Genomic DNA, 21403 nt, shown 5'->3' on the forward strand with positions numbered 1-21403 from the left:
CCCAGTTCGCCTGGTGCATTCAGAGCGAGGTATTTGGAAATCGCTTATGGTGGCTTTGGGCGAACTCGGGATGGAGGAGTGGACCCAGAAATTGGCAAAATGCCCCAGGGAGGATTACATGGGTCGCTCATTCGCCGTACTCTTTACAGGTGCCCGTCGCTACGCAAACAGCTTGCTTTTGACTTCAGCGTTTTTTGCCGTCTCGGCATCGCTCTCCAATTCGGCCGCTGCCGAAACCATGAACTGGCGCCAATTCGAAGGGACCAGCATAACTTGGGCCTACGACATCCACCCGTATGCCGATGCTCTGGCCGCGCAACTTCCCGAGTTTGAGAAGCTGACCGGCATCAAGGTCACGCCGGAACTGTACCCGGACGACTCCTACTGGAGCAAGATGACGATCCAACTGACGACGAAGTCGCCAGCATGGGATGTGTTCGGCACTGGCATTCAGCCCGCGTGGGACCTCGCTCCGAGTGGCGCTCTGGAGCCGCTGGACAAATACCTCGGCGATCCGAAGCTTACCGATGCTGGATATGACTTCAACGACTTCTTCCCGAGCCTACGCTCGGCGCTTACCTGGAAGCTGGAAGATGGCCAAGTCGCAACGGGGGATGGTGGCCAAATCTGGGCAATCCCGCACGCATTTGAGAACATCCAGCTGTTCTACCGCAAGGATATCTTGGACAAATACAACATCGCGGTTCCGACGACTCCGCCGGAAATGGCAAACGCGTGCGAAGAACTCAAAGCCGCCGATCCTTCCATCACGCCGTTGGGCGTCCGAGGCGTGCGTTTCTGGAGCAGTATCCACACCGCCGCAGTCTCGATCGCCCGCTCTTACGGTGTCCACGATTTCGTCGTCAAGGACGGCAAGCTCGACACGGGACTGGATTCGCCGGAATCGATCGCGTTCCACAAGGATTACGTGGACATGATCAAAAAGTGCGCGGCTCCTTCCTTCGCCAATGATAACTGGTACCAGGTCGTGGACGGCATCTCGTCTGGCCGCACCGCGATGGCGATCGACTCAAACATGTTCGGCTTCTGGAACGATGTTGCGGGAAAGCCGGCATCCGGCAAGATCGCCTTCGCTCCGCCGCTTCGCGCACCGAACGCCACGAGCTTCGATTCCAACATCTGGATCTGGGCTCTCGCCATGAACGCGGCTTCCGAAAAGAAGGGCGCGGCCTGGCTGTTCATGCAGTGGGCCACCTCCAAGCAGGTGGCCCTCAAGGGTGCCGTTGCCGGCCAGCTCGTCAATCCGCCGCGCACGTCGACCTGGCAGGACGAGACCTGGACTAAGTACGCTTCGCAGCCCGAGTTCAACAATTTCGTTGACAGCTTCAAAAAGACACAGGACCACGCCGCGCTGGCTTTCACACCGCGTGTCGGCTTCGGCGAAGCTATGAACGCATGGGCTGTGGCGATGCAGAAGATGGTAAACGGCGATGACGTCGAGACAACGTTGAGGGCGCTTGCCGAAGAAATCCGCGCTGGTCTCTGATCAAAAGGAACAGGGCAGTATTATTGCACTGCCCTGTTCCCGCCAACGACGGAGACCACGCCGTGTCATCCCAAGCACTTAAACCCATCGTGCCGGTGGCAGCCGAAGGACCTGGCGCGTGCGCTTCGTCCGGTTCGGATTCGCTGGAGGGGCGTTCCATCGACTGGTTCAGCCTTGCAATCATTCTTCCTGCCGTCCTTATCCTGTTCGGCTTCCTTCTTCTGTTCTTCTATGGTGTCTACCAATCTCTGACTGACCTTCGCCTGGGCAGGCCGATCGCTAAGTTCGTCGGCTTCGCCAACTTTATAGCGCTCGGCAGGACGGCTGATTTCTGGAACAGTGTTCGCGTCACCGTAACTTACGCGCTCTCGTCGGTCGTGATGGAGGCTCTGCTGGGCCTAGCAGTCGCGAAACTGTTCGCCTCCGGCGTGTTCATGGCCAGGGCTTTGCGTCCGGTCATCCTACTTCCCCTCGTCCTTCCACCCATGAGTGTCGCGTTGATGTGGACGACGATGATGAACCCGCAGAGCGGCATCATGAACTATCTTTTGTCCCTGATCGGGCTGGCGCCTTTCGCCTGGATTTCGGATACCAGGACCGCACTGCTTTCGGTGATAATGATTGATGTCTGGACCTACACCCCATTCTTCGCGCTCATCATCTTCGCAGGGCTCCAGGGCATCACGGACGATATTCGCGAGGCCGCCCGCATCAACGGCGGGAAGGCATGGGCCACATTTGTCAACATCGAGCTGCCGCTGGTCGCGCCCCACATCCTGATCGCCGCGATCTTTCGGCTTATCGAGTCCCTGAACCAGTTTGACATCATCTTCGGAACCACGCAGGGCGGTCCGGGAAACTCGACCTCGGCGCTTTCCGTGCAAGCCTACATCACGGCTTTTCAGAACCTTACATTCGGCCGCGGCGCGGCCTTGATGGTCGTCAACTGGCTCATCGTGTTGATCGGCGCGTTCTTTACCGTGAAACTCTGGCGGGCGGTTCGCCGCCGCGTGCAATAGGAGCCAGACCCATGGATTTCACGCGCTCCCTCACGACCAGGATCGTGCTCAACGCAATGGTTCTGATCTGCGTCGCCGTGCTCGCATTTCCGCTCGTGTGGATCGTCATGATGGCGTTGAAGCAGCAGAGCGACGTCATGGCCTGGCCTCCGAGCTTCGTCTTCACTCCCACAATGGACAATTTCCGCGTCCTGTTCGATGCGGCCCAGGCGGGCGCCACGAGCTATGGAACCATCAAGGTCGACTTCCTCAAACCCGTGATAAACAGCGTCGTCATCGCCCTCGGCGCAGTTGTGGTTTCGCTGATCGCGGGAGTCCCTGCCGGCTATGTATTGGCCAGACGCGACATCCCCTACAAGGAAGACATCGCGTTCTTCATCCTTGGGTTTCGCTTCGCTCCCGTTCTCTTGGTGGTGATCCCGCTCTTTAGCTTGTTTCAGTCCCTGGGCCTTTATGACACCTATATAGGCATGATCTGGGTCTACCAGGTCGTGACGCTGCCGATGATCGTCTGGCTGACACGATCCTATGTCGAGGACATCCCGAAAGACATCGAGGAGGCTGCGGCAATCGACGGCGCGAAACCGTTTCGTGTCGTCCTGCACATAGTCCTTCCGTTGCTGAAGCCCGGCCTCATCGGCGCGTCCCTGCTGGTATTCCTCCTTGCCTGGCACAACTTCGCGCTCGGACTGATGCTGAGTTCAACCAAGGCGCCTGTCACCGTCGCGCTGCTGAAACTCCTCAATCCCGGTATCCAATTCTATCCCGTCATGGCCGCCGGGCTGGTCGTTACCATGATCGTGCCGGTTATCCTGATCGTCATAGGACAGCGCCATCTTGAGCGCGGGCTGACCTTCGGAGCTGTTAAATGAACCCTTGCCCCCTGATCTTCTTTGGCACCACGAATCTCGACTTGTGCTTCAATGTGGAACGGCTACCCACGATAGGTGAAAGCTTGATCGGCTCTCTTGTCCGTCACCCCGGAGGCAAGGGTGCCAATCAAGCCGTGGCCGCGGCGAAGCTTGGCATGCGGCCAAAGTTCTTCACGCGCCTCGGCGATGATGAGGCGGGAGACGTCTTAATGCGCGCCCTGTCAGACGCCGGGGTCCTGACCGAGGCGGTCCAGATCGCGTCGGGCGAGGCCTCGGGGTCAGCGCTCGTCATGGTGGCAGACGACGGTAGCAACATGATCATCATCGATCCTGGCGCAAACGCGAATGTCACCGCGGCCGTGATCGACGAAGTCGCGCATCACATAGAGCCCAGGTCCATCGTGGTCGCCGAAATGGGCCTCCCCGTGAATGCGCTGGAGCGGCTTTTCGCGCTGAAGCCCAGGCTCGGCTTTCGCCTTATCTTCAATCCGGCCCCCGTGCGCACCGGGCTCTCTCGCAAGGCCTGGTCCCAGGTCGATTTCGTCACCCCCAACGAGTCAGAGACCTTCGAACTCACAGGAGTGGAAGTCGTCGATCCACAGAGCGCAGCCCGAGCTGCGACGATTCTACTCGAACTGGGGGCCAGGGCAGCCCTCATTACCCTGGGAGAGCGCGGGGCGTTCTATTCGAACGGCGAGGAAAGCTTTCTCCTTCCTTCGTTCCCTGTGGTCGTGGTGGATGCCACGGCGGCAGGCGATGCTTTCAACGGAGGGTTCGCGGCAGCGCTCGCCAGGAATGTGCCTGTCCGCGAAGCGGTCCGCCAGGCCATGGCCGTTGCGGCGCTCTGCGTCACGAGAAGGGGCGCACAGCCGTCAATGCCCACCGCCGCAGCTGTCGACGAGTTCCTGAACCACAGAACATTACTGGAGATACGATGACATCACCAATTTTCACGATGTCCGGCAAGACGGTTCTCGTCACCGGCGCGGGCGGCGGTATCGGTGCCGCCATCGTCAACGCCTTTCTGGCGAGCGGTGCCAATGTCGTGGCGACCGATGCGAGCAGTGAGGCGCTCACCCGGACCTACGGCATGGTTGAAGCCAACGGCCAACCGCTCACGCTCGCCATGGACGTGACGAGCGAACAGGACATCGTCCGCGTCCTCGACATCGTCGCCGAGCGCTTCGGACGACTGGATGTTCTCGTCAACAACGCCGGGATCAAATCGGCGGAGTCGCTTCTTTGCGGCGACAAGGCCAAGATCGACCGCACGATGCTGATTAATTCTGACGCGGTGCTCCTCTGCTCCAAGTCGGTCGTGCAACGATTTCTTCGTGACGGCGGCGGACGCATCGTCAACATCGGATCATCCCTGTCGTCGCAGGGCGCCGTATTCAACTATCAGGCAGGCGGAGCCGACTACTGTTTCTCCAAGGCCGTAGTCCACGATCTCACAAAACTTCTCGCCTATGAATGCGCACCCATGGGCGTCAACGTGAATGCCGTCGCGCCGGGCATAATTGATACGCCCATGCATGGCCGCCCAAAGGAGGAGACCGAAGCAAGGCATGCGGGTCGCATCCCGCTGGGACGGGTCGGATCGCCGGAAGACGTCGCCGGACTGGCGGTGTTCCTGGCGAGCCCCGCGGCCGCCTACATTACCGGTCAGATCGTTCATGTAAACGGCGGGATGTTGATGAATGGCTGATATGGTTTCAACGCTTGCGTGGCCGCGCATAACGGGGATCGTCTCCGACCTCGACGGCGTCGTCTATCGTGGCAAGAATGCGATCGAAGATGCTGTCGAGGCATTCAAGGCCTGGCAGGCCGAGCGGATCCCATTCTGCTTCGTCACCAACAACTCGACCCACACGGCCGGCGACGTCGTCTCGAAGCTGCGCGGCTTTGGCCTGGAGGCGGGGGAGGAGAACGTCGTCACATCCGCAGTCACCGCCGCGAAGATGATCCGGCAAACCTATCCCGCGGGGACGCGGACCTATGTCATCGGAGCGCCTTCGCTGAAGAAGGCCATCACCGATGCGGAGCTCGAGATCACCGACAAGCAACCGTGCGTCGTGGTCATGGGGCTCGACCGGGAAATCACGTACGAGAAGCTCACGATCGCAGTCGACGCGATCCTCAAAGGCGCGGTGCTGATTGGAACCAATCCGGACCTCCTGCTGCCCACCCAGACCGGTTTCGAGCCCGGGGCAGGTGCCTGTCTGACCGCAGTCTCGGCTGCCGCACGTGTGAAGCCCATCATCGTGGGAAAGCCGGAAGTGCACATGATCGAAGCTGCACTATCGCAGCTCGGCACAGATCGAGCCTCGACGCTGATGATCGGCGACCAGATACCAACCGACATACAGGCCGGGAAACGCGCCGGGCTATGCTCAGTCCTGGTGACCACGGGCGTTCCGCCGATCGACGATCCGTCGCTGCTGGCGCCGGATTTTACCGTATCGAGCCTGAAACAAATATTTTTGAAGCGCTGATGCGCGCCGGCACCTTGGGAGGAAATCATGGCTGAGGTTCGCCTCGAAGGGATCAGGAAGGCCTATGGCAACCTTGAGATCCTGCGCGATATCGACCTCGACATTCGGCATGGCGAGTTCGTGGTTTTTGTGGGTCCCTCCGGATCCGGCAAGTCGACATTGCTGCGCATGATCGGCGGACTGGAGAAGATCACCGGTGGAACGCTCAGGATCGACGACAAGGTGGTAAACAAGATTGATGCCGCGGACCGCAATCTAGGCATGGTCTTCCAGTCCTATGCGCTCTACCCGCATCTGTCCGTCCGCAACAATCTCGCGTTCCCGCTTAAGATGGCAAAGATGAAGAAGGACGAGATCGCCGACCGCGTCCAAGCCGCCGCCGCACTGCTCCAGATCGAGCACCTTCTCGACCGAAAACCAAGGCAGCTGTCCGGCGGACAACGTCAGCGCGTGGCGATCGGAAGGGCAATCGTCCGAGAGCCCAAGGTGTTCCTGTTCGACGAGCCGCTATCCAATCTGGATACCGAGCTGCGTGTCCAGATGCGAGTGCAGATAGCCAAGCTTCATAAGCAGCTGGGCAACACCATGATTTATGTGACGCATGATCAGGTCGAGGCGATGACCATGGCCGACAAGATCGTGATCCTAAAGGACGGGCGCATAGAACAGGTCGGGTCGCCGCACGATCTCTACCATCGGCCCGCCTCAAAGTTCGTGGCGGGTTTCATAGGGTCGCCAAGAATGAACTTTCTGCCCTGCAAGGAGAAAGGCTCCGACCAGGCAAGGACCGAGATTACCTTGAGCGATAAGATGTCCCGTTGGCTGCCGATACAGACGACATCGTCGAAAGGCGGCCGCGCGCTGACACTCGGCATCCGCCCCGACGATTTCGTGGCGCCAACCGGCATGCCGGGCGAGCTCGTCATCGAGATCGACGTCGACTTCGTTGAACATCTGGGAAGTGCGACATATCTCTATGGGACCGCTCTCGGCGACCATGTCGTCGCCCGATCGCCCAACCACCACTTTCCCGCCGGCAACGCCGGGCGGGTATCGCTCGCCGTCTCCGCTGCCGACTGTCACCTCTTCGACCCCGAAGGGAAGGCACTGACGAGGCTGGAGGCGCCCGGGAGCTGGAATTGAACATTGGATCCGCAAACGTGCTAGGATCGCGGCATTCCAATGGGAAAGCCTGAGATAACGGACTTCAAGCAAATCCTCGGCAACTCGCGTTCATTTATCCTGGGAGCCGCGATCGGCTCCGGCATGACAGCGCGGGCCGCCGAGCGCGCGGGGGCGGACTTCGTGCTAGCGCTCAACGCCGGCCGGTTCCGTGCGATGGGGGGGTCGTCTCCGGCGTCGATCTTTCCCATCCGCAACAGCAACGAATTCGTTGCCGGTTTCGCCCGCTCCGAAATCCTCAGGAGCACAAAACTCCCGGTGTTCTTCGGCGCCTGTACGTTCGACCCTCGGCTCGACCTCGATCGCTTCCTCGACAACATCACCCGATGGGGGTTTGCAGGGATCACGAATTTTCCGTCCGTGATCCATGTGGACGAGGCGCGCAGGTCGATTCTCGAGGGCTGCGGCCTCGGATATGCGCGCGAGGTCGAACTACTCATCAACGCCGCGGCGCGGGGGCTGATGACGATCGCCTACACCCGCACGCAGGCTGAGGCCCGCCGAATGGTCGAAGCGGGCGTGGGCGCGATCTGCATGAATTTTAATCTCAACCCTGCTGAAACTGCCGTGTCGTCGTCGTCCATCGGCCTGGCGGAACTCGCCGCCCGAACGGGAGACATCGCCCGGGCGGCTCACGGTATCAACAGGAATGTCGTCTGTCTGCTCGGAGGCGGCCCGATCACGAAGCCCCAGGAGTTGATGGACGTCTGCCGCGAGACAGGAACGCAGGGGTTCATAGGCGGTTCTTCCCTCGACCGGGTGCCGCTCGAAATGTCGGTGCTGGAGATGACCTCGGGGTTCAAGACCATCAACGTTCTGCGGGAAAAGGTCGATCTTATGGAGCGGCAGCTCCAGCTGAACGGCTACCGCCATGGCGTGATCGCGCAATCGGCGTTGATGAATCAGGCGCTTGACGCGGCAAAGCGTCTTTCGACGGGCACGAACCCGGTTCTGATCGTCGGCGAACCGGGCACGGGGAAGCGTCGCGTCGCGTCCCTGGTGCATGCCTTCGGCGCGAGAAAGCACCGCAAGCCGGTTACCTTCCCCTGCCGCAAGGCGCCCGGCAACCAGAACGAGATGGCGCTCTTCGGCATGGAAGCGGAAAAGGACGCACGGCGCCGGCTGTCGCTGCTGGAGATGTCAACGGAGACCTCCCTGGTCATTCTTCACCTCAACACACTTTCTGAAGACGGCCAGGAGCAGCTTGCCGATTATCTGGAGCGCGGCACCTTCAGCGCCGTAAACGGCGCGGTTGCGACGCGATCGGAAGCAAAGATCATCGCCACCTGCACCGTGCCGGCCGGAGCAAGCCTGGAAGCGCTGCCCCTATCGCCACGATTGAGAAGCGTCTTCGCCGGACTGGAAATTATCCTTCCTCCCATGCGGGACCGTCTGGAAGACCTTCCTGCGCTCATCCATCATTTCACAGTGGAGACCAAGGGCGATGCGGATGCAAAGGCGCTGACGATCGAAAACTCCGCCTTTTTGGCGCTGGCCAGCCATGCCTGGCCAGGCAATGTCAGGGAGCTTCGCCATGTCGTCGAACAGCTGGCCACCTTGCCCTCGAACACGTCGATCACGGCGGAACGGGTCCTTCCGGTCCTTGGAGCCAAACCGGCAACCAAAGCGACCACTACCCTTTCGGAGAGAGAATGGATCATCGACGCCTTGCGCCGGAACAAGCTTCACCGCGGCAAAGCTGCCGCCGCGCTCGGCATTACCCGCAAAACCTTATACAACAAGATCAAGAAGCACCGCATCCTAGAATGACGTCTCAGCCTTGGCGAGCGAGGGCGCCGGCAGCGACCAAACAGGCAGTTCACTACCCGTTTCGCCCAGACGCACAAGCGACGTGATCGGCGCTATCGGACAGGAAAGGGCCGTCGCCGGTAGATAGAGCATGGCTTCCGGCTGTTTCTCGAACAGGTTCCCTGCCGCGGCTGCGTCTCGATTAGTCGATGTCAGAGCTAAGCCCAAGCCATTCTCCGCGAACCATCTCATGCGCTCCAGCTCAATTGAATTCAGATGGTCTTCGGCCCCCGCCTCCGAGCTGGTTTGTATGAGAGAGGCTGGCGGAAGGTTCACCACGCCGCAGAAACCTTTCTCCGTCAGAGCATCCGCGACGTCCTCCCAAAGCGCGAACGGGTCGATCATCAAGATCGCTGCGTAGCAACGAGCGCCTGCAACGGGCTCGATCTCGTTGAGGCCGCGCAGCAACTCGCCATTCCAGTCGCAAACGGGAAGCGTCGCGATTACAAGGGGAAACCCAGCGGGCAAGGCGCGAAGGCTCGGCGCAAACACGTAGGCGTCATCGGCGCTCGGGGCATCGGTCCAGATCGGTCGGTCTACGATTACCCACCTACCCATATTTACCCATCTCTCCTTCGGCAGCCGATTATCCAGCCTGCCCGAAGCGTTTACTAGTCCTGGGCAACAAAGCAAGAGCGGTGCCTTGGAGGGCGAAGACATGGGAGCTCAAGGTTCGACGTCCCCTCCATCCCCTGCAGGAAGGTACGGAACATCGTGATCGCAGAGACAACCGTTGATAACTCCGTGGCCATTGTCGCGACGATGGACACGAAGCAAGTCGAGGCTTCGTTCGTGGCCGACATCGTCAGGGGCGCGGGACGCAGCGTCTTATTCGTCGATGTGGGCACCTCAAAGGACGGAAGGTTCCGGTCCAATGATCCGGCGGTTCTGCTTGCGGGAATCGCGCGCGAGGCCCGCAAGTCGGTGAACGGACTTTTCGAGACCGGCAAGGTCTCCGCCGTGATTGGCATCGGCGGCGGCAAGGGGAGCGGCGTGTTCGGCGAAGTCGTCGCCGACCTGCCATACGGTTTTCCCAAGCTGCTAGTCTCCAGCGCACGCCCGGCCCTGCTTGCCGAACTGGCCGGGAAGCTGGATGTCCTGCTCTATCCCACGCTGGTCGATCTCTTCGGCGTGAACGGGTTCACTTCGCGGGTGCTTGAAAACGCGGCGCGGGCAATCGCCGCCATGCATTACCTTCCCAAAGCGAAATCACGGCGAAAGATCGTAGCCATCACGTCGTTTGGCGTGACGACCCCCGCGGCCAATGCATGCGTCCGGCTTCTTGGGGACAAGAAGATGGAGGCGATCGTTTTTCCGGCGAATGGCGCTGGCGGTCGAAAGATGGAATCGCTGGTCGACGCGGGTGAATTCGATGCCGTAATAGATCTCACCACGACCGAGCTGGCCGACGAGCTCCTGGGCGGCACCGCCAGCGCCGGACCGGATCGGCTGACTGCAGCCGGGCGGTGCGGGATTCCGCAATTGATCGCTCCCGGCGCCGTGGACATGGTAAACTTCGGTGTCCTCTCCTCGGTGCCGCCCGAGTTCGCCGAGCGCAGGCTGTACGCGCACACACCGTATACGACCCTGCTGCGCACGACGCCTGAAGAGACGAACGCGATCGGACGTCTTACGGCGCAAAAGCTGTCGGCGTCGAGAGGACCCGCGCAAGTCCTGTGGCCCTCGAAAGGTGTATCGGATTACGACCGCGAAGGCGGGCCGTTTCACGACCCCGAGGCGAACCGCGCATGGCTCTCAGGCCTGCGCGCCGCGCTTCCCGGGAACATCCCCGTCCGGGAACTCAATTGCCACATCAACGATCCCGAATTCGCAAGTGCCGCGGTCGAATGGGTACTTGACCACATTGATACGGAGACCGCCGATGAGAATGTTTGACCGCAACGAAATCCTGGCCCGGATCGCCGAGCAGTCCGTAAAAGGCGCCGCGATCCTGGCTGCCGGTAGCAGCTGCGGCCTTGTCGCCAAATGTGCCGCGCTTGGCGGTGCGGACATGCTTGTCGTCTACAGCACGGGCCTCTCGCGGCTCATGGGCCTGCCGACCAGCCGGATTGGGGATTCGAACGCGCGGACCATAGAAATGGCCGACGAGATCCGCAATGTCATCTCCGACGTTCCGGTGATTGGTGGCGTTGAAGCGTGGGACCCGGTCCGGCTCGATCTCGACAGGCTTCTCGACAAGTTTTGGGCCGCTGGCTACTCCGGCGTGATCAACTACCCGACGATTTCGACGATGGGCGACAAGTGGCGCGACCGCCGTGGCCGCGTAGGCCTTGGCTTCGCGCGCGAAGTCGAGATGATCGCCACGGCGCGGAAGAAGGACATTTTCTCAATGGCCTATGTCGCCTCAGCGAACGACGCGGCGGACATGGCCAAAGCAGGCGCGGACTGCATCGTTCCTCATGTCGGCGCCACACGTGGCGGACTGGTCGGCCATGACGAGGGTCAGGCGATCGGCGAGGCGATCGAACGGATTAACCGGATCAACAACGCGGCGCGCACTGTCCGCGGCGACGTCATCCTTCTTGCCCATGGCGGCGCGATAGCCGAACCGCAGGACACCGAAGAAGTCTACAGGTCCACCGATTGCATCGGCTTTGTCGGCGCGTCCTCGATCGAGCGCATTCCGATCGAGCGGGCCGTGAAATCGGCTGCCGAAGCCTTCAAGGCCGTCCCCCTGAACCGCAAGAAACCCTAAGCACGACTGCCGAGGAATCCATGGCCGACACTGTAACCCCACTCGTGACCAAGCAGGAGGACCCCACACACTGGGACGCGGCCTACGACATGGTCGCGATTGGAAGCGGCGCGGCGGGCTTGTCTGCGGCCCTTTATGCTTCCCAGTCGGGACTAAGTGTGCTGGTGACCGAAAAATCCCCAAAGCTGGGCGGCACGACCGCCCTGTCGAACGGAATGATATGGGTACCCTGCTCGCCGCAGGCCTTAGCTGCGAAGGTCGAAGACAGCATCGACAATGCTCGCACGTATCTGAAGGGAGAACTCGGGAATTACTACCGGAAGGAGTTCGTCGAAGCCTATCTGGCGGATGGACCCGAGGCACTCATCGAGATCCAGAAGCACTCCGAGGTCAGGTTCACGCTCGCCGCGGCTCCCGATTACCACTCAAGCCGGCCCGGCGGGATGAACTCAGGCCGCGCGTTGAGCCCCGCTCCGTACGATGGCCGCCTGCTGGACAAGGACTTCGATCTGGTTGGCGATCCCATTCGCGTGGTTCTCGGAGGCATGATGATCTCTTCCGGCGAGGTTGGAAGATTCCTCAATCCCTTCAAGTCGGGGGATTCCACGAAGCATGTCCTGAGGCGCCTGGGGCGCTACATCGGCGACCGGATGCGCTACAGGCGCGGCACCGAGTTCAGCGGCGGAAACGCATTGATTGCGAGGTTCATCAAGAGCCTGAGACAGCTGCAGGTGGATATCTGGACCAGCGCGCCAGCCACCGGACTGATCATAGATCAGGGCAAGGTGGTTGGGGCGGTCATACGCAAGGACGGCAGGGACATGCGCGTGCGGGCAACTCACGGCGTTGTGCTCGCAACCGGGGGGTTCCCCCATGATGCCGGACTTCGCAGTGCTCTCAGCGGCGATCACCAGCATGACCAAAGCCTGGCCCATGCGGACGCCACGGGCGACGGCATCAAGATTGGACTGCAAGCGGGCGGCAAGATCGACAACGAGGTCGCGAGTGCCGGCTTCTGGACACCCGTGTCGCTGCTGCGCGAGAAAGGCGGGCGAATGCAGACGGTTCCTTACGGCTGGCTGGACCGCGGCCGCCCTGGCGTGATCGCCGTCGGCCCGGACGCGCGGCGTTTCGTCAACGAGTCGAACCCGTATCACGACATCTGCATGGCGATGTTCGAGAACGGCTACCCGAAGGATAAGCACTTCTACTTCATCTGCGATCATGAATTTCTCAAAAAGCGCGGAATGGGCCAAGTTCTTCCGTGGCCGTGGACCCTCAGCACGAAATCCTATGAGCGTGCCGGGTACATCCAGGTGGCGGATACCCTCGCGGCGCTGGCCGTGAAGATCGGCCTCGATCCCAAGGCGCTCGCACAGACGATTCAGGAGCATAACGAGCATGCCCGAACGGGTGTCGACCCGTATTTCCAGCGAGGTGAATCCGCGTTCAACCAAACGCTCGGTGATCCTTCCGTTGGCAAGCCGAATTCAAACCTCGGTCAAATCAAGACCCGTCCTTTTGTTGCCTTGCGGATCGTTCCAGCCACCTTGGGGACGGCTACCGGTCTTGCGACAGACACCTATAGCCGGGTGCTCGACCAGTGGGGAAAGCCGATCGATGGGTTATACGCCTGCGGCAATGACGCGACTTCAGTCATGCGAGGGGTCTATCCCGGCGCGGGCATCACAATCGGCCCTGGGATTGTGTTCGCATTCCGCGCGATCAAGTTCATCCGCGACAGCGCATTGCGCGGGCTTTGATATGCAGTTCGGTACCAGGACGTAAAAGACTGGGTCATACCAGTTCCCCATGTCTCCTGCGCCGACCAGGCCGATCTTTTGTCCTGTGTCGTACGCGTTGCGGGTGATGCCGGATCTCCGGTCAGGTCTATTGCATAACTCATTTACGCATTCCGAAAGAAGCCGTACTTTCTCAGAATGGGCAGCAGCTTGTGATGGTCATCGATGATGTAGTCTGGCTGCGCCGCCTGCAAACGTGATTCGGAAACAAATCCGCCTGTAATAGATATGCTGATCAGCCCGAGGTTACGTGCAATATCAGTTTCGATCGGCATGTCGCCAATGATGAAGGTCGACTCGGCACTCAGATTGTTCGTTTGCATGTACACGCCAAGCCGGTCGCCCTTACTCATAGATTTATATTGAGTGGCGCGGCTTTCAAATGCCAGAACCTCGGTAACACAATCGTCGATTCGGAGCCTTCGCAGTTGGGTACGAAGGGGCTCGACTATATGGTTGCTGAGAATGATGGTTGAGACAGCTTGTTGACGCGCCGTTTCCAAAATGAGGCGCGCGCCTTCGCGTAGATCGGCTTTGCTCGCCAGCGGTTCGTACATGTCGTGAAAAAAAGCGCTGTCATCGTTTTCCACTTCTGCGACCTCGCGCTCCGACATTCCAAGATTGCGGTAAAGGATAGAAAGTGGAACCTCGCACTGTTCCCGAAGAGTATGCATATCGATGGCAGCGCGACCGAAGCGGCTCAGAATAGCGTTGGTTGTTTGTAGAAATGCCTCGGCATCGTCAAGCAGGGTCCCGTTCCAATCGAATACAAGAGTAGGTTTCATTATGTGACCTCAGGCAGGCATAGTCAGGTTAAGGCGAGATTGATAGTCGATCTATTCAAATTCTTATTCGCGCGTTTTTCTCCTTCTGGAGTTGGCATGTCGAACGTAAACGGAGATAGATCAATCCCATCGGACCCTCCAGGCAGCAACGATATCAGAGCCTTAAAGGGCAGAAAGGTGATGGACGCAGCGTTGATTGATAGGGCTATTTTGCTTTCGATCATCCTGAGGATTTGCGGTTCGGTTTTATGAAAGCTAAGGCTTTCTTTCCGCTTTTTGGATGGCAGTGTTTTCCATACCTTCCAGAACGCCAGCTCGTCGATCGTCTCGATGCCCATGCCGTAGTAATTCGGTGCGACGATAGGCGGCGAACCGATCGCCCAATGCACAGCCTTCGCTCCGGCAGCATGGAGCATTGCTGTTACAGCCCGGCTTGTATCCCCCCGAATTAGTGCTTCGTCCACCATCATGACAACTCTGCCCCTAACATCGCTCTCTGCATTGACACAGTATTTCTGCGCGATAAGCGAGTTGCGAGTGCCAACGATACCTATAAGCGTCCGCTGCTGAAGTTGTGTTGCGATTACTTCACGTCGCTGGACGAAAGCGCCGTGTTTCTCGGCCAGAGACGCGAACAAGCCGTCGGCGTACGGGCCCCCGGTATGCGGCATGGAGGAAACGACAATAGGGGCAGAGCCCATCTGTGCCGCCACTTTCGGCGAAATAGTTCCACCGAGACTCGCGCCTATATTGTGCCGCGTGGCCAGGTGAGATTGACCTCGTATGGACGTTTCGAGATTTCCGATGTAAAGCGTTTCGTAGACGCAAAGCTTAGGGCTGTATCGGGTATGGCCAACGAAGCTGTCAATGCATTCTCCTGTTTTTCCATCCAAATACTTGATGTGGCCTGGCGAAACTTCCTCCGTGGTGCCTTGTAATCCGGCAAAAGCTGAATTTTCAGAAGCAAAAAGTATATCACCATCTTCCGTTTGCATAAATTCCAGCGGACGTAAACCGCTACTATTGCGGAAAGCGATCAGATTTCCTTCGCCATCTAATACAAGTGCACTCACGGCTCCATCAATCCGATCATCGATATCACGAAAGACATTTTCGTAGTTGACCGGGAGAGCATGCTGCCAAAAAGCTCTTTGGCAAATGTGCTCAATAAGCTTGAGCAGAAGCTCTGCATCCGTTTGGCCGTCGAAGCTATGCCCTCGCGCGTGCAATTCTTTCCGAAGTTCATTAGCGTTGACTAAAGCCCCATTCAACGAAAGGGCCAAATGGCGGCAGCCTGCTTTATGGTTATCAACAGGCTGGGCGACGTTGCCATCGTTTTCCAGGGAAGATGGACTTCGAATATGTGCAATCGCTACATGAGGCCTGAAATTCGCGTCCTGCCCATCGCAATCGATGGTTACCAATTCGCGTGGTGGCCGACACGACCTTATATGTCGAATTCCTTTTGCGTGCATGAACGCTGCAAGACCGAACCCAGCTTGTCCACGATTGTCAAGCTTCGGAACCATGTGCTTGAGCCGATTATAAACCGTCTGCTGTGAATGACTTGAAGGCAACACAAATGCGCCCGCAATACCGGACATCCGACTTTTCCTTCAATGCGGCTCAGCGCGAGCTCGTGGTTTGTTTCCACTTACGCAAGGCTCGTGCCAAGGTCTTGAAGGCACGCCTGACGATGCGCCACATCGTCTACGCGCCCGACGATCGGGATGTCGTCAAGCGGCCCTGATCCGGATGGTGGGACTTGCGATTCGCTGTCCTCGTCAGACGCCAGCTTAGGACTTGTCGCAGAATCGGTGGGTTTGCGGCATTAACACCGCGATTGTCGGCCACATGCGCCATCGGTCGCTTCAGGCGTGTGGTCGGAGAAATGCTGCTGGATTGCGGGATCGCGGTTTCTTATGGGACCATCCGCCGTGGCGTTCAAAAGTGTCCGGTTGAAGACGTTCATGTCTGAAGGCCGACAACAAAGCGGATGCACTCGGTTAGCTTGAATTCTTCGCAGGCAGCATGGGCGACGACAGCAATGATTACGGGGAGCGAGGGCGGTGGACCGAGGCGTGCCGGCGCGAAGAGGCAATCCGCGAATTCCTGGAGCGGTATCTACAAAGTTTGGGCGGTCAGGAACTGGACCTCAGCCCGGTCACCGCAAGCGCGGTCGACGCCAGGGACATCGCGCCCTCGACAAAGATCGAGAAGCCCTCGTGCGTCGAACGATGGAAGGCTTTTATCTCAAGCCGACACCCCCCCTTTCGCGCAGTTGGTTCGCCAAGTCCAAATCGCTTGCGCAAGCGGCCGGCCTTGCTCCACCAAACTGGCTCTCCATCAAATCCCGGGTTGAAGATGTCGATCTACGGGTGAGGGGTGTAAGCGCGAGAGCGAGGTCATCAAAGCTACAACCACGCCAGGTGCCCTTTCGGTGCCGCGGCGGCTTGAACTTGTGCAACCGATCATAGTTGACGTATTCGTTGTCGACGAAGAAACGCGTCTACCGCTCGGACGGCCTTGGCCTTGGCTGAAATTGGCGTTGGACATCTCTTCTCGCATGGTGACGGGCCTCTATCTAACCATGGAGGCGCCATCGCGAGTTTCGATAAGCCCATGCATACTGCACTCCGTGTTCGACAAGACCCCATGGTTCCAGGAGAGGGGTAGGCACTGCAGCTCTTCTGCGAGCGATTCTCCAGAAGAGCTGCTTTCACGCCTAATGTGCTGATTCTGAAGCATGGCTCTGAAACTTTCGCAAACTTAGTTGGAACGGACCAAATGGCGTCACGGGAGCATACGGAACGATATGGGAAGCTTTCCGTTTCTGGCCCACGAAAAACTCAATACAATCAACGATCTTAAGACGCCCTCCGGGCCCACCATTATCGTTATTTATCAATGCCTTATAGGGTGGTTCGCCACGAGGTTCGCCACGAGGTTCGCCAAGCATCGGCTTGCGCGTCACGAGACGCACGACTCGGTCCATTCCCTGGACCGCCAGGCGAACCTGCGATGCCTCGCGCGAATAGAGCTCCGCATGATCGATGTCGTCGTGCCCTAGTACGTCCATGAGCTGTCTGGTTGAGGCCTCGGCCTCCGCCAAATAAACACCGAGCGACTTCCTCAGACCATGTAGGGTCAGACCTTTTGGAAGACCGGCGAGCTTGCACCAATGCGCCATCATCCCAGTCAGTGACTTGGCGGAGAAGGGCTCACCATAACCGTTGACCAAAACGGTCTCGCCGCGCCTGTCGGCCGCATCCAGGATTTCAGACAGCATCGGTGTGATCGGCACGAAAAGCCGCTTACCGCCAGTGCGTCCCTTGTTCTTGGCCTGAACGATATCAAACCCGTCGAAGTGACGCTCGATGCCATCGATGAAGACACGACGGGTGACCCTCTGGTCCCAGCGCAGGCCAGCGACGTCGCCGCGGCGGTTGCCGAGCCAGAGCGCCAAACCATAGCAAGTGCGTGCCGCGGTGCCGAGCTGCCAACGGTTTTCGAATTGCGCCATGGCTTCGCGCGACCATGCTTTCCAGCCGGCATAAGCAGGCCGCCACTCGACCGCCGCGGTGGGGTCGATTTCGATCCAGTCTTGCCGCAGCGCGACATAGACCAACTTGCGTATGCCCACCAACAGGTGCTTGGCCTTGTGAGGTGTGGCAATGAAGCGGCCAAGAAGCTCTTCGACATGGATACGTCTCAGGTTCTTAACCGCTACGTCGCGCCAGGTGAGCGGATGATCTGCGACCACCCGCAGTTCCAGAAATTCTTCGATCAGCCGCGTGTTCTTGCGCTTGCTGGCTTCGTCCAGCGCCAGCCACTTGACTGAGATCTTCAACCGTTGAAAGGCCGCTCCAAATGTACCGGGCAGGGCGGCTCCAGGCATACGGACGACGGGCGCCTTGGGGACTTTCCGGCCCTCGACCGCTGCTTGGTAGGCGTCCTTGAATCCTGGCTGATTAGGAGCGGGTAGACTAACCACGCGCTCTTTCGTTCGATAGCGCCAGCGAAGTTTTCCATGGCGATCGGTGTAGGAAGAGAGGCCGGGATATTTGTCGGTCATAGCGGAATGAATCTATTCCCTGCGATGATTCCCTTGCAACAGGAAGTCGACGATATTCTCTTCATCGTCTCCAGGTAGTTCGGCAAACGCTGCTTCGACTTTAAGGCGATCCCAAATCACACGACCGTCAACTTTCTTCGGCTTCGGCATGCGGCGGTCAGCAACCATCTGGTCGAATTTGGTTATGCCCACGCCAACATATCGGGCGGCTTCTTCGCGTGAGAGGCCGCGAGGAGGATAGGAGAGGGTGTCGCTTTTCATGATTTTGCCGCCGGCATGTGCGCCCTGGTGCACAGACTTCCGTTCACGATCAGGGTTTAGACTGTATAGATCTCCGCCGGAAGGGCTCCGATCGAGTCCTGCGGTGAATTGCGGTCACGGCGTATAAATAGGATAATTGTGTGAGTTTCAGGGGTTCGAGTCGGGAGAGCGCTACATCGCAAGACCCACTATCGAAGAAGCCCTCTTTTGCTATCGACGACGCGTGGCATAAGGGCCACGTGTAACCCCGATTAAGCCGCCATTAACACAGCGTCTCGCACGCCACGCCGTCGCCATCACGATCCAGCTTCCCACCCCACGAACAGTTCTGCAGATACCATTGGGCCTCGTCGCACGAGCTGATCTGCTTACACGTTCGCCGCGGCTCACACGAATAGCCGCTCTGCGCCGCGAGCTTGCGGCTGACAATACCAAGCGGCTGTTTCGCCGGCGCCGCGGCGTCGGCGTGCGACGCGCGCCAGTCCCAAGGGGCTTCGAATTTCCCGACCCATAAACCGAACTTCGCCACCTCTGCCTTAGCCTGTTGCGGCGCGTAGGCGCTATGGCTGTAGCGCGGCCAATCGAGCGCCTGGCCATGCTCGACCATCCATGCCGCCACGCTGGCGCGGTCGGCGCGCCTGCAGTCACCCACGAAGCGGTGATAGCGATCCCACTCCACGAACGTGCACCGGACGGGCCTCGATGCCGCCAGGAAGCTATCCAGCGCGTCGGCCGACCGCCGGCCGCAGGGATATTCGAAGCCCTTGGGGTCTTCGCAGTATTGGCGACTCTCCGGCGCGTCGATGCCGTTGAAGCGGATCCGCTGCTCATGAATTTCTATCGTGTCGCCGTCGATGACCGATGCAATGCCGGTGATCGGCGCCGGCCTCGGTCCGACCAAGTTCGGCAGGTTGATTTCGGGCGCATCGCCCCGATGCTGCATGGCGAACTGAGCAATCAAAGCTGCGAACACGGCGACCGTGACGAAGACGAGCCGCTTTGGCACGCTGGCTAATAGGGTTGCGCGACGGCGCCTGGCGCCAATGCGCTTCCGCCAATGGTCAGACCGATTGTCGTGACGTGATCTATCCAAGCCCTTTCCCCCGCAGGGGAGAATGCCCTCAAATGTCGCGGAGGTCCAGCGGTAGACGGGACTGGCCATTCACTCGACATTTGATGAAACATTTAGGGGCCCTTCCGGATTTGGTTGAAGGAGGATTGTCACATGAGAGAACATGTCGAAGGCCGTGCCTATGGCCGAATTGACGACAAACAGCTCGTCATTCTGCTGAAAGAGAAAACAGGAATCTCAGACGCTCAGGCTAGAAGGCTGATAAAGGCAGTTGGCCGCGACCGCCCCGCGCTTTTGCGAGAAGCCCGAATTGTCAGAGCGCAGCATTCACGCGTCTAGCTGAAGCGGCTTATGCCCGGCTGCTCATGGCAGATGACTTGCCGCAAATCGCGCCAGTGGACCGCCTGGCCGCATATAGGGCATGGGTGAAAATGATCGGCTTCGTTCTTTGGCTGGCTGCCATGCCGCTTGCCGACAATGGGCGGCCCAAGGTCTGACAGTTTCGTCATGCCCGAAAACATTCACTTTAACTAAAATGTTCCCGAACTAAATTAGCCATGCCGCCTTGAATCGCGGTTGTTGGGGTTCCGTGCGTGCGTTTGATGTTCGTTCCACCTCTGATGCCGACACTGGTCGACAAGCCGCCCGAGGGCGATGACTGGACTCATGAGTTCAAGTTTGACGGCTACCGATCGCAGATTGTCATCGACGATGGCGACGTGCGGATATTCACCCGTCGCGGTTTCGACTGGACAGCCAAATATCACGACCTGGTGGAGACGGCCAAAGGGCTCGACGTCCAAAGCGCGATCATCGATGGCGAATCGTCTTGAACGAAGCCGGCATCTCAGACTTCGGCGAGTTGCGCAAGGCGATCACCCGGCGCCAGCACGACCTCTATTCCGTGGCCTTCGATCTGCTGCACCTCAACGGCCATGACTTGCGAGACATGCCTCTAGATGACCGTCGCGAGGTGCTGCAGGCGAAATCCATGCTGGCCAGCGGATCCAGTTCAGTGAAGCGCTGCCAGGCACCGGATCGGCCATCTTCCATCTTGTCGATCAGGCAGGGCTTGAAGGGGTCGTCTCGAAGCGAAACGACAGCAAGTACCACTCTGGACCATCCACCAACTGGCTCAAGGCCAAGTGCTACACGATCGATGAATACGACCTGCTTGGCGTCGAACGCGAGCCGGGCAAGCCAGCCTTCGCTCTGATGGCAGAGCGGGGCACAGGGCGCTATGTAGGTTCGGCCTTTATCAACGCCGGCAGGGAGGTCCGGGAACGGCTCTGGCAATGCGTCCAAGAACGTCCAGGGGCACCGCCGAAGGGCATGAAGCGGCCGGCGACGCAAGGGTCAAACCGGGCCTAGTCGGCCGTGTGAGGCATCTGCGTGGCGAGGATGATCTCCGCCATGCTTCGCTGCAGGATTTTCGAGAGGAAGGGACCTATTAAGCGGCCCGACAGCCCGTCGTTGGGGTGACAATGAGGAGGCTGCCGGGCCTAACCGGCCAGGGGTGCCGGCTGATTCGAAGCGTAATATTAGCAGGCGCGCACAAAAACCCTTGGACTGCCGTTCTCCCCCGTTTAGCCAAAGGCCTGTCGATCAAAATCTGTTTCATTTCGAAACGCAGGCCCTGGCATCCGACTTGCACCGAACCCACTGCCGGTTAATCGCGGTCCTGGTCGCATGCTCTGATCAGGTGAGGCTCGCCGGGCTTGAGGTTGTTGGGGGCTTCGCCCGGCGGGTTTCTTTTTCTCCATTCTACTGCAGCTGGTCAAATCCGGCGCCGGCGCTCGCTAGTCGAT

Annotated in this window: 17 protein-coding genes and 1 pseudogene; 12 read left to right on the top strand and 6 right to left on the bottom strand. The window is 59.2% G+C overall.

Features of this window, described 5'->3' with window-relative positions; genetic code table 11:
* Window positions 1-46: 46 nt before the first annotated feature.
* The 8 genes from FJ425_RS05210 to FJ425_RS05245 all read left to right on the top strand — a co-directional run bounded on the left by FJ425_RS05210 (window position 47) and on the right by FJ425_RS05245 (window position 8845).
* Window positions 47-1507: a sugar ABC transporter substrate-binding protein gene (locus tag FJ425_RS05210; protein WP_224655862.1), complete on the top strand. Its 1461-nt coding sequence runs from the start codon at window positions 47-49 to the stop codon at window positions 1505-1507.
* A 62-nt stretch (window positions 1508-1569) separates the two neighbouring features.
* Complete coding sequence (locus tag FJ425_RS05215; RefSeq protein WP_084016024.1) at window positions 1570-2526, top strand: sugar ABC transporter permease; 957 nt, start codon at window positions 1570-1572, stop codon at window positions 2524-2526.
* A gap of 11 nt (window positions 2527-2537) precedes the next feature.
* Entirely contained in the window at window positions 2538-3398 is an 861-nt protein-coding gene (locus FJ425_RS05220) for a carbohydrate ABC transporter permease (RefSeq protein ID WP_064994671.1), read from the top strand.
* On the top strand, window positions 3395-4336 hold the full coding sequence (locus FJ425_RS05225; RefSeq protein WP_064994672.1) for a ribokinase: 942 nt from the start codon (window positions 3395-3397) through the stop codon (window positions 4334-4336). Before FJ425_RS05220 ends, FJ425_RS05225 begins: the two co-directional genes overlap by 4 nt.
* Entirely contained in the window at window positions 4333-5106 is a 774-nt protein-coding gene (locus FJ425_RS05230; protein WP_064994673.1) for a glucose 1-dehydrogenase, read from the top strand. The genes FJ425_RS05225 and FJ425_RS05230 overlap by 4 nt, the downstream gene beginning before the upstream one ends.
* A complete protein-coding gene (locus FJ425_RS05235) occupies window positions 5099-5893 on the top strand; it encodes an HAD-IIA family hydrolase (protein ID WP_064994674.1) in 795 nt (264 codons plus the stop codon). Before FJ425_RS05230 ends, FJ425_RS05235 begins: the two co-directional genes overlap by 8 nt.
* A 27-nt stretch (window positions 5894-5920) precedes the next feature.
* Window positions 5921-7036, top strand: a complete 1116-nt coding sequence (ugpC, locus tag FJ425_RS05240; RefSeq protein WP_064994675.1) for a sn-glycerol-3-phosphate ABC transporter ATP-binding protein UgpC — start codon at window positions 5921-5923, stop codon at window positions 7034-7036.
* Between the two features lie 39 nt (window positions 7037-7075).
* Window positions 7076-8845 (top strand): phosphoenolpyruvate hydrolase family protein, encoded by a 1770-nt coding sequence (locus tag FJ425_RS05245; protein ID WP_064994676.1) that lies wholly within the window; start codon window positions 7076-7078, stop codon window positions 8843-8845.
* On the opposite strand, the gene FJ425_RS05250 is transcribed toward FJ425_RS05245, so the two are convergent.
* Window positions 8837-9292 (bottom strand): hypothetical protein, encoded by a 456-nt coding sequence (locus FJ425_RS05250; protein WP_140692109.1) that lies wholly within the window; start codon window positions 9290-9292, stop codon window positions 8837-8839. The two genes, FJ425_RS05245 and FJ425_RS05250, sit on opposite strands and share 9 nt — an antisense overlap.
* Before the next feature lie 306 nt (window positions 9293-9598).
* Here FJ425_RS05250 and FJ425_RS05255 point away from each other — a divergent pair, with 306 nt between their 5' ends.
* From FJ425_RS05255 to FJ425_RS05265, 3 genes are read left to right on the top strand one after another with little or no spacing between them, the layout of a single operon-like run.
* Complete coding sequence (locus FJ425_RS05255) at window positions 9599-10780, top strand: Tm-1-like ATP-binding domain-containing protein (protein WP_224655861.1); 1182 nt, start codon at window positions 9599-9601, stop codon at window positions 10778-10780.
* Window positions 10767-11600: a phosphoenolpyruvate hydrolase family protein gene (locus FJ425_RS05260; RefSeq protein ID WP_064994677.1), complete on the top strand. Its 834-nt coding sequence runs from the start codon at window positions 10767-10769 to the stop codon at window positions 11598-11600. Before FJ425_RS05255 ends, FJ425_RS05260 begins: the two co-directional genes overlap by 14 nt.
* 20 nt (window positions 11601-11620) lie before the next feature.
* Complete coding sequence (locus FJ425_RS05265; RefSeq protein WP_064994678.1) at window positions 11621-13363, top strand: FAD-dependent oxidoreductase; 1743 nt, start codon at window positions 11621-11623, stop codon at window positions 13361-13363.
* A 143-nt stretch (window positions 13364-13506) separates the two neighbouring features.
* Here FJ425_RS05265 and FJ425_RS05270 read toward each other — a convergent pair whose 3' ends face one another.
* The 5 genes from FJ425_RS05270 to FJ425_RS05290 all read right to left on the bottom strand — a co-directional run bounded on the left by FJ425_RS05270 (window position 13507) and on the right by FJ425_RS05290 (window position 19616).
* The gene (locus tag FJ425_RS05270) at window positions 13507-14187 is read right to left on the bottom strand and encodes an HAD hydrolase-like protein (RefSeq protein ID WP_064994679.1); all 681 of its coding nucleotides are present in this window, start codon (window positions 14185-14187) and stop codon (window positions 13507-13509) included.
* A gap of 23 nt (window positions 14188-14210) precedes the next feature.
* Window positions 14211-15791 (bottom strand): hypothetical protein, encoded by a 1581-nt coding sequence (locus tag FJ425_RS05275; protein ID WP_224655860.1) that lies wholly within the window; start codon window positions 15789-15791, stop codon window positions 14211-14213.
* A gap of 1121 nt (window positions 15792-16912) precedes the next feature.
* Window positions 16913-18262 (bottom strand): tyrosine-type recombinase/integrase, encoded by a 1350-nt coding sequence (locus FJ425_RS05280; protein ID WP_246677873.1) that lies wholly within the window; start codon window positions 18260-18262, stop codon window positions 16913-16915.
* A gap of 12 nt (window positions 18263-18274) precedes the next feature.
* Window positions 18275-18523: a hypothetical protein gene (locus FJ425_RS05285; RefSeq protein ID WP_140692095.1), complete on the bottom strand. Its 249-nt coding sequence runs from the start codon at window positions 18521-18523 to the stop codon at window positions 18275-18277.
* Window positions 18524-18785: 262 nt separating this feature from the next.
* On the bottom strand, window positions 18786-19616 hold the full coding sequence (locus FJ425_RS05290) for an excalibur calcium-binding domain-containing protein (RefSeq protein WP_246677874.1): 831 nt from the start codon (window positions 19614-19616) through the stop codon (window positions 18786-18788).
* Window positions 19617-20188: 572 nt separating this feature from the next.
* On the opposite strand from FJ425_RS05290, the pseudogene FJ425_RS05295 reads away from it, so the two are divergent.
* Window positions 20189-21049 (top strand): annotated as a pseudogene (locus tag FJ425_RS05295) (ATP-dependent DNA ligase).
* The last annotated feature ends 354 nt before the right edge of the window (window positions 21050-21403 follow it).

This window comes from Mesorhizobium sp. B2-7-2, from assembly GCF_006440775.1.
In the GTDB taxonomy this organism is placed as follows: Bacteria; Pseudomonadota; Alphaproteobacteria; order Rhizobiales; family Rhizobiaceae; genus Mesorhizobium.

What these genes read in the sequence shown, in the direction of transcription:
- FJ425_RS05210 (WP_224655862.1), top strand. Translation starts at nt 47, where the DNA reads ATGGTGGCTTTGGGCGAACTCGGGATGGAGGAGTGGACCCAGAAATTG.
- FJ425_RS05220 (WP_064994671.1), top strand. Translation starts at nt 2,538, where the DNA reads ATGGATTTCACGCGCTCCCTCACGACCAGGATCGTGCTCAACGCAATG.
- FJ425_RS05225 (WP_064994672.1), top strand. Translation starts at nt 3,395, where the DNA reads ATGAACCCTTGCCCCCTGATCTTCTTTGGCACCACGAATCTCGACTTG.
- FJ425_RS05230 (WP_064994673.1), top strand. Translation starts at nt 4,333, where the DNA reads ATGACATCACCAATTTTCACGATGTCCGGCAAGACGGTTCTCGTCACC.
- FJ425_RS05235 (WP_064994674.1), top strand. Translation starts at nt 5,099, where the DNA reads ATGGCTGATATGGTTTCAACGCTTGCGTGGCCGCGCATAACGGGGATC.
- ugpC (WP_064994675.1), top strand. Translation starts at nt 5,921, where the DNA reads ATGGCTGAGGTTCGCCTCGAAGGGATCAGGAAGGCCTATGGCAACCTT.
- FJ425_RS05245 (WP_064994676.1), top strand. Translation starts at nt 7,076, where the DNA reads ATGGGAAAGCCTGAGATAACGGACTTCAAGCAAATCCTCGGCAACTCG.
- FJ425_RS05260 (WP_064994677.1), top strand. Translation starts at nt 10,767, where the DNA reads ATGAGAATGTTTGACCGCAACGAAATCCTGGCCCGGATCGCCGAGCAG.
- FJ425_RS05265 (WP_064994678.1), top strand. Translation starts at nt 11,621, where the DNA reads ATGGCCGACACTGTAACCCCACTCGTGACCAAGCAGGAGGACCCCACA.
- FJ425_RS05270 (WP_064994679.1), bottom strand. Translation starts at nt 14,187, where the DNA reads ATGAAACCTACTCTTGTATTCGATTGGAACGGGACCCTGCTTGACGAT.
- FJ425_RS05275 (WP_224655860.1), bottom strand. Translation starts at nt 15,791, where the DNA reads ATGTCCGGTATTGCGGGCGCATTTGTGTTGCCTTCAAGTCATTCACAG.
- FJ425_RS05280 (WP_246677873.1), bottom strand. Translation starts at nt 18,262, where the DNA reads ATGACCGACAAATATCCCGGCCTCTCTTCCTACACCGATCGCCATGGA.
- FJ425_RS05285 (WP_140692095.1), bottom strand. Translation starts at nt 18,523, where the DNA reads ATGAAAAGCGACACCCTCTCCTATCCTCCTCGCGGCCTCTCACGCGAA.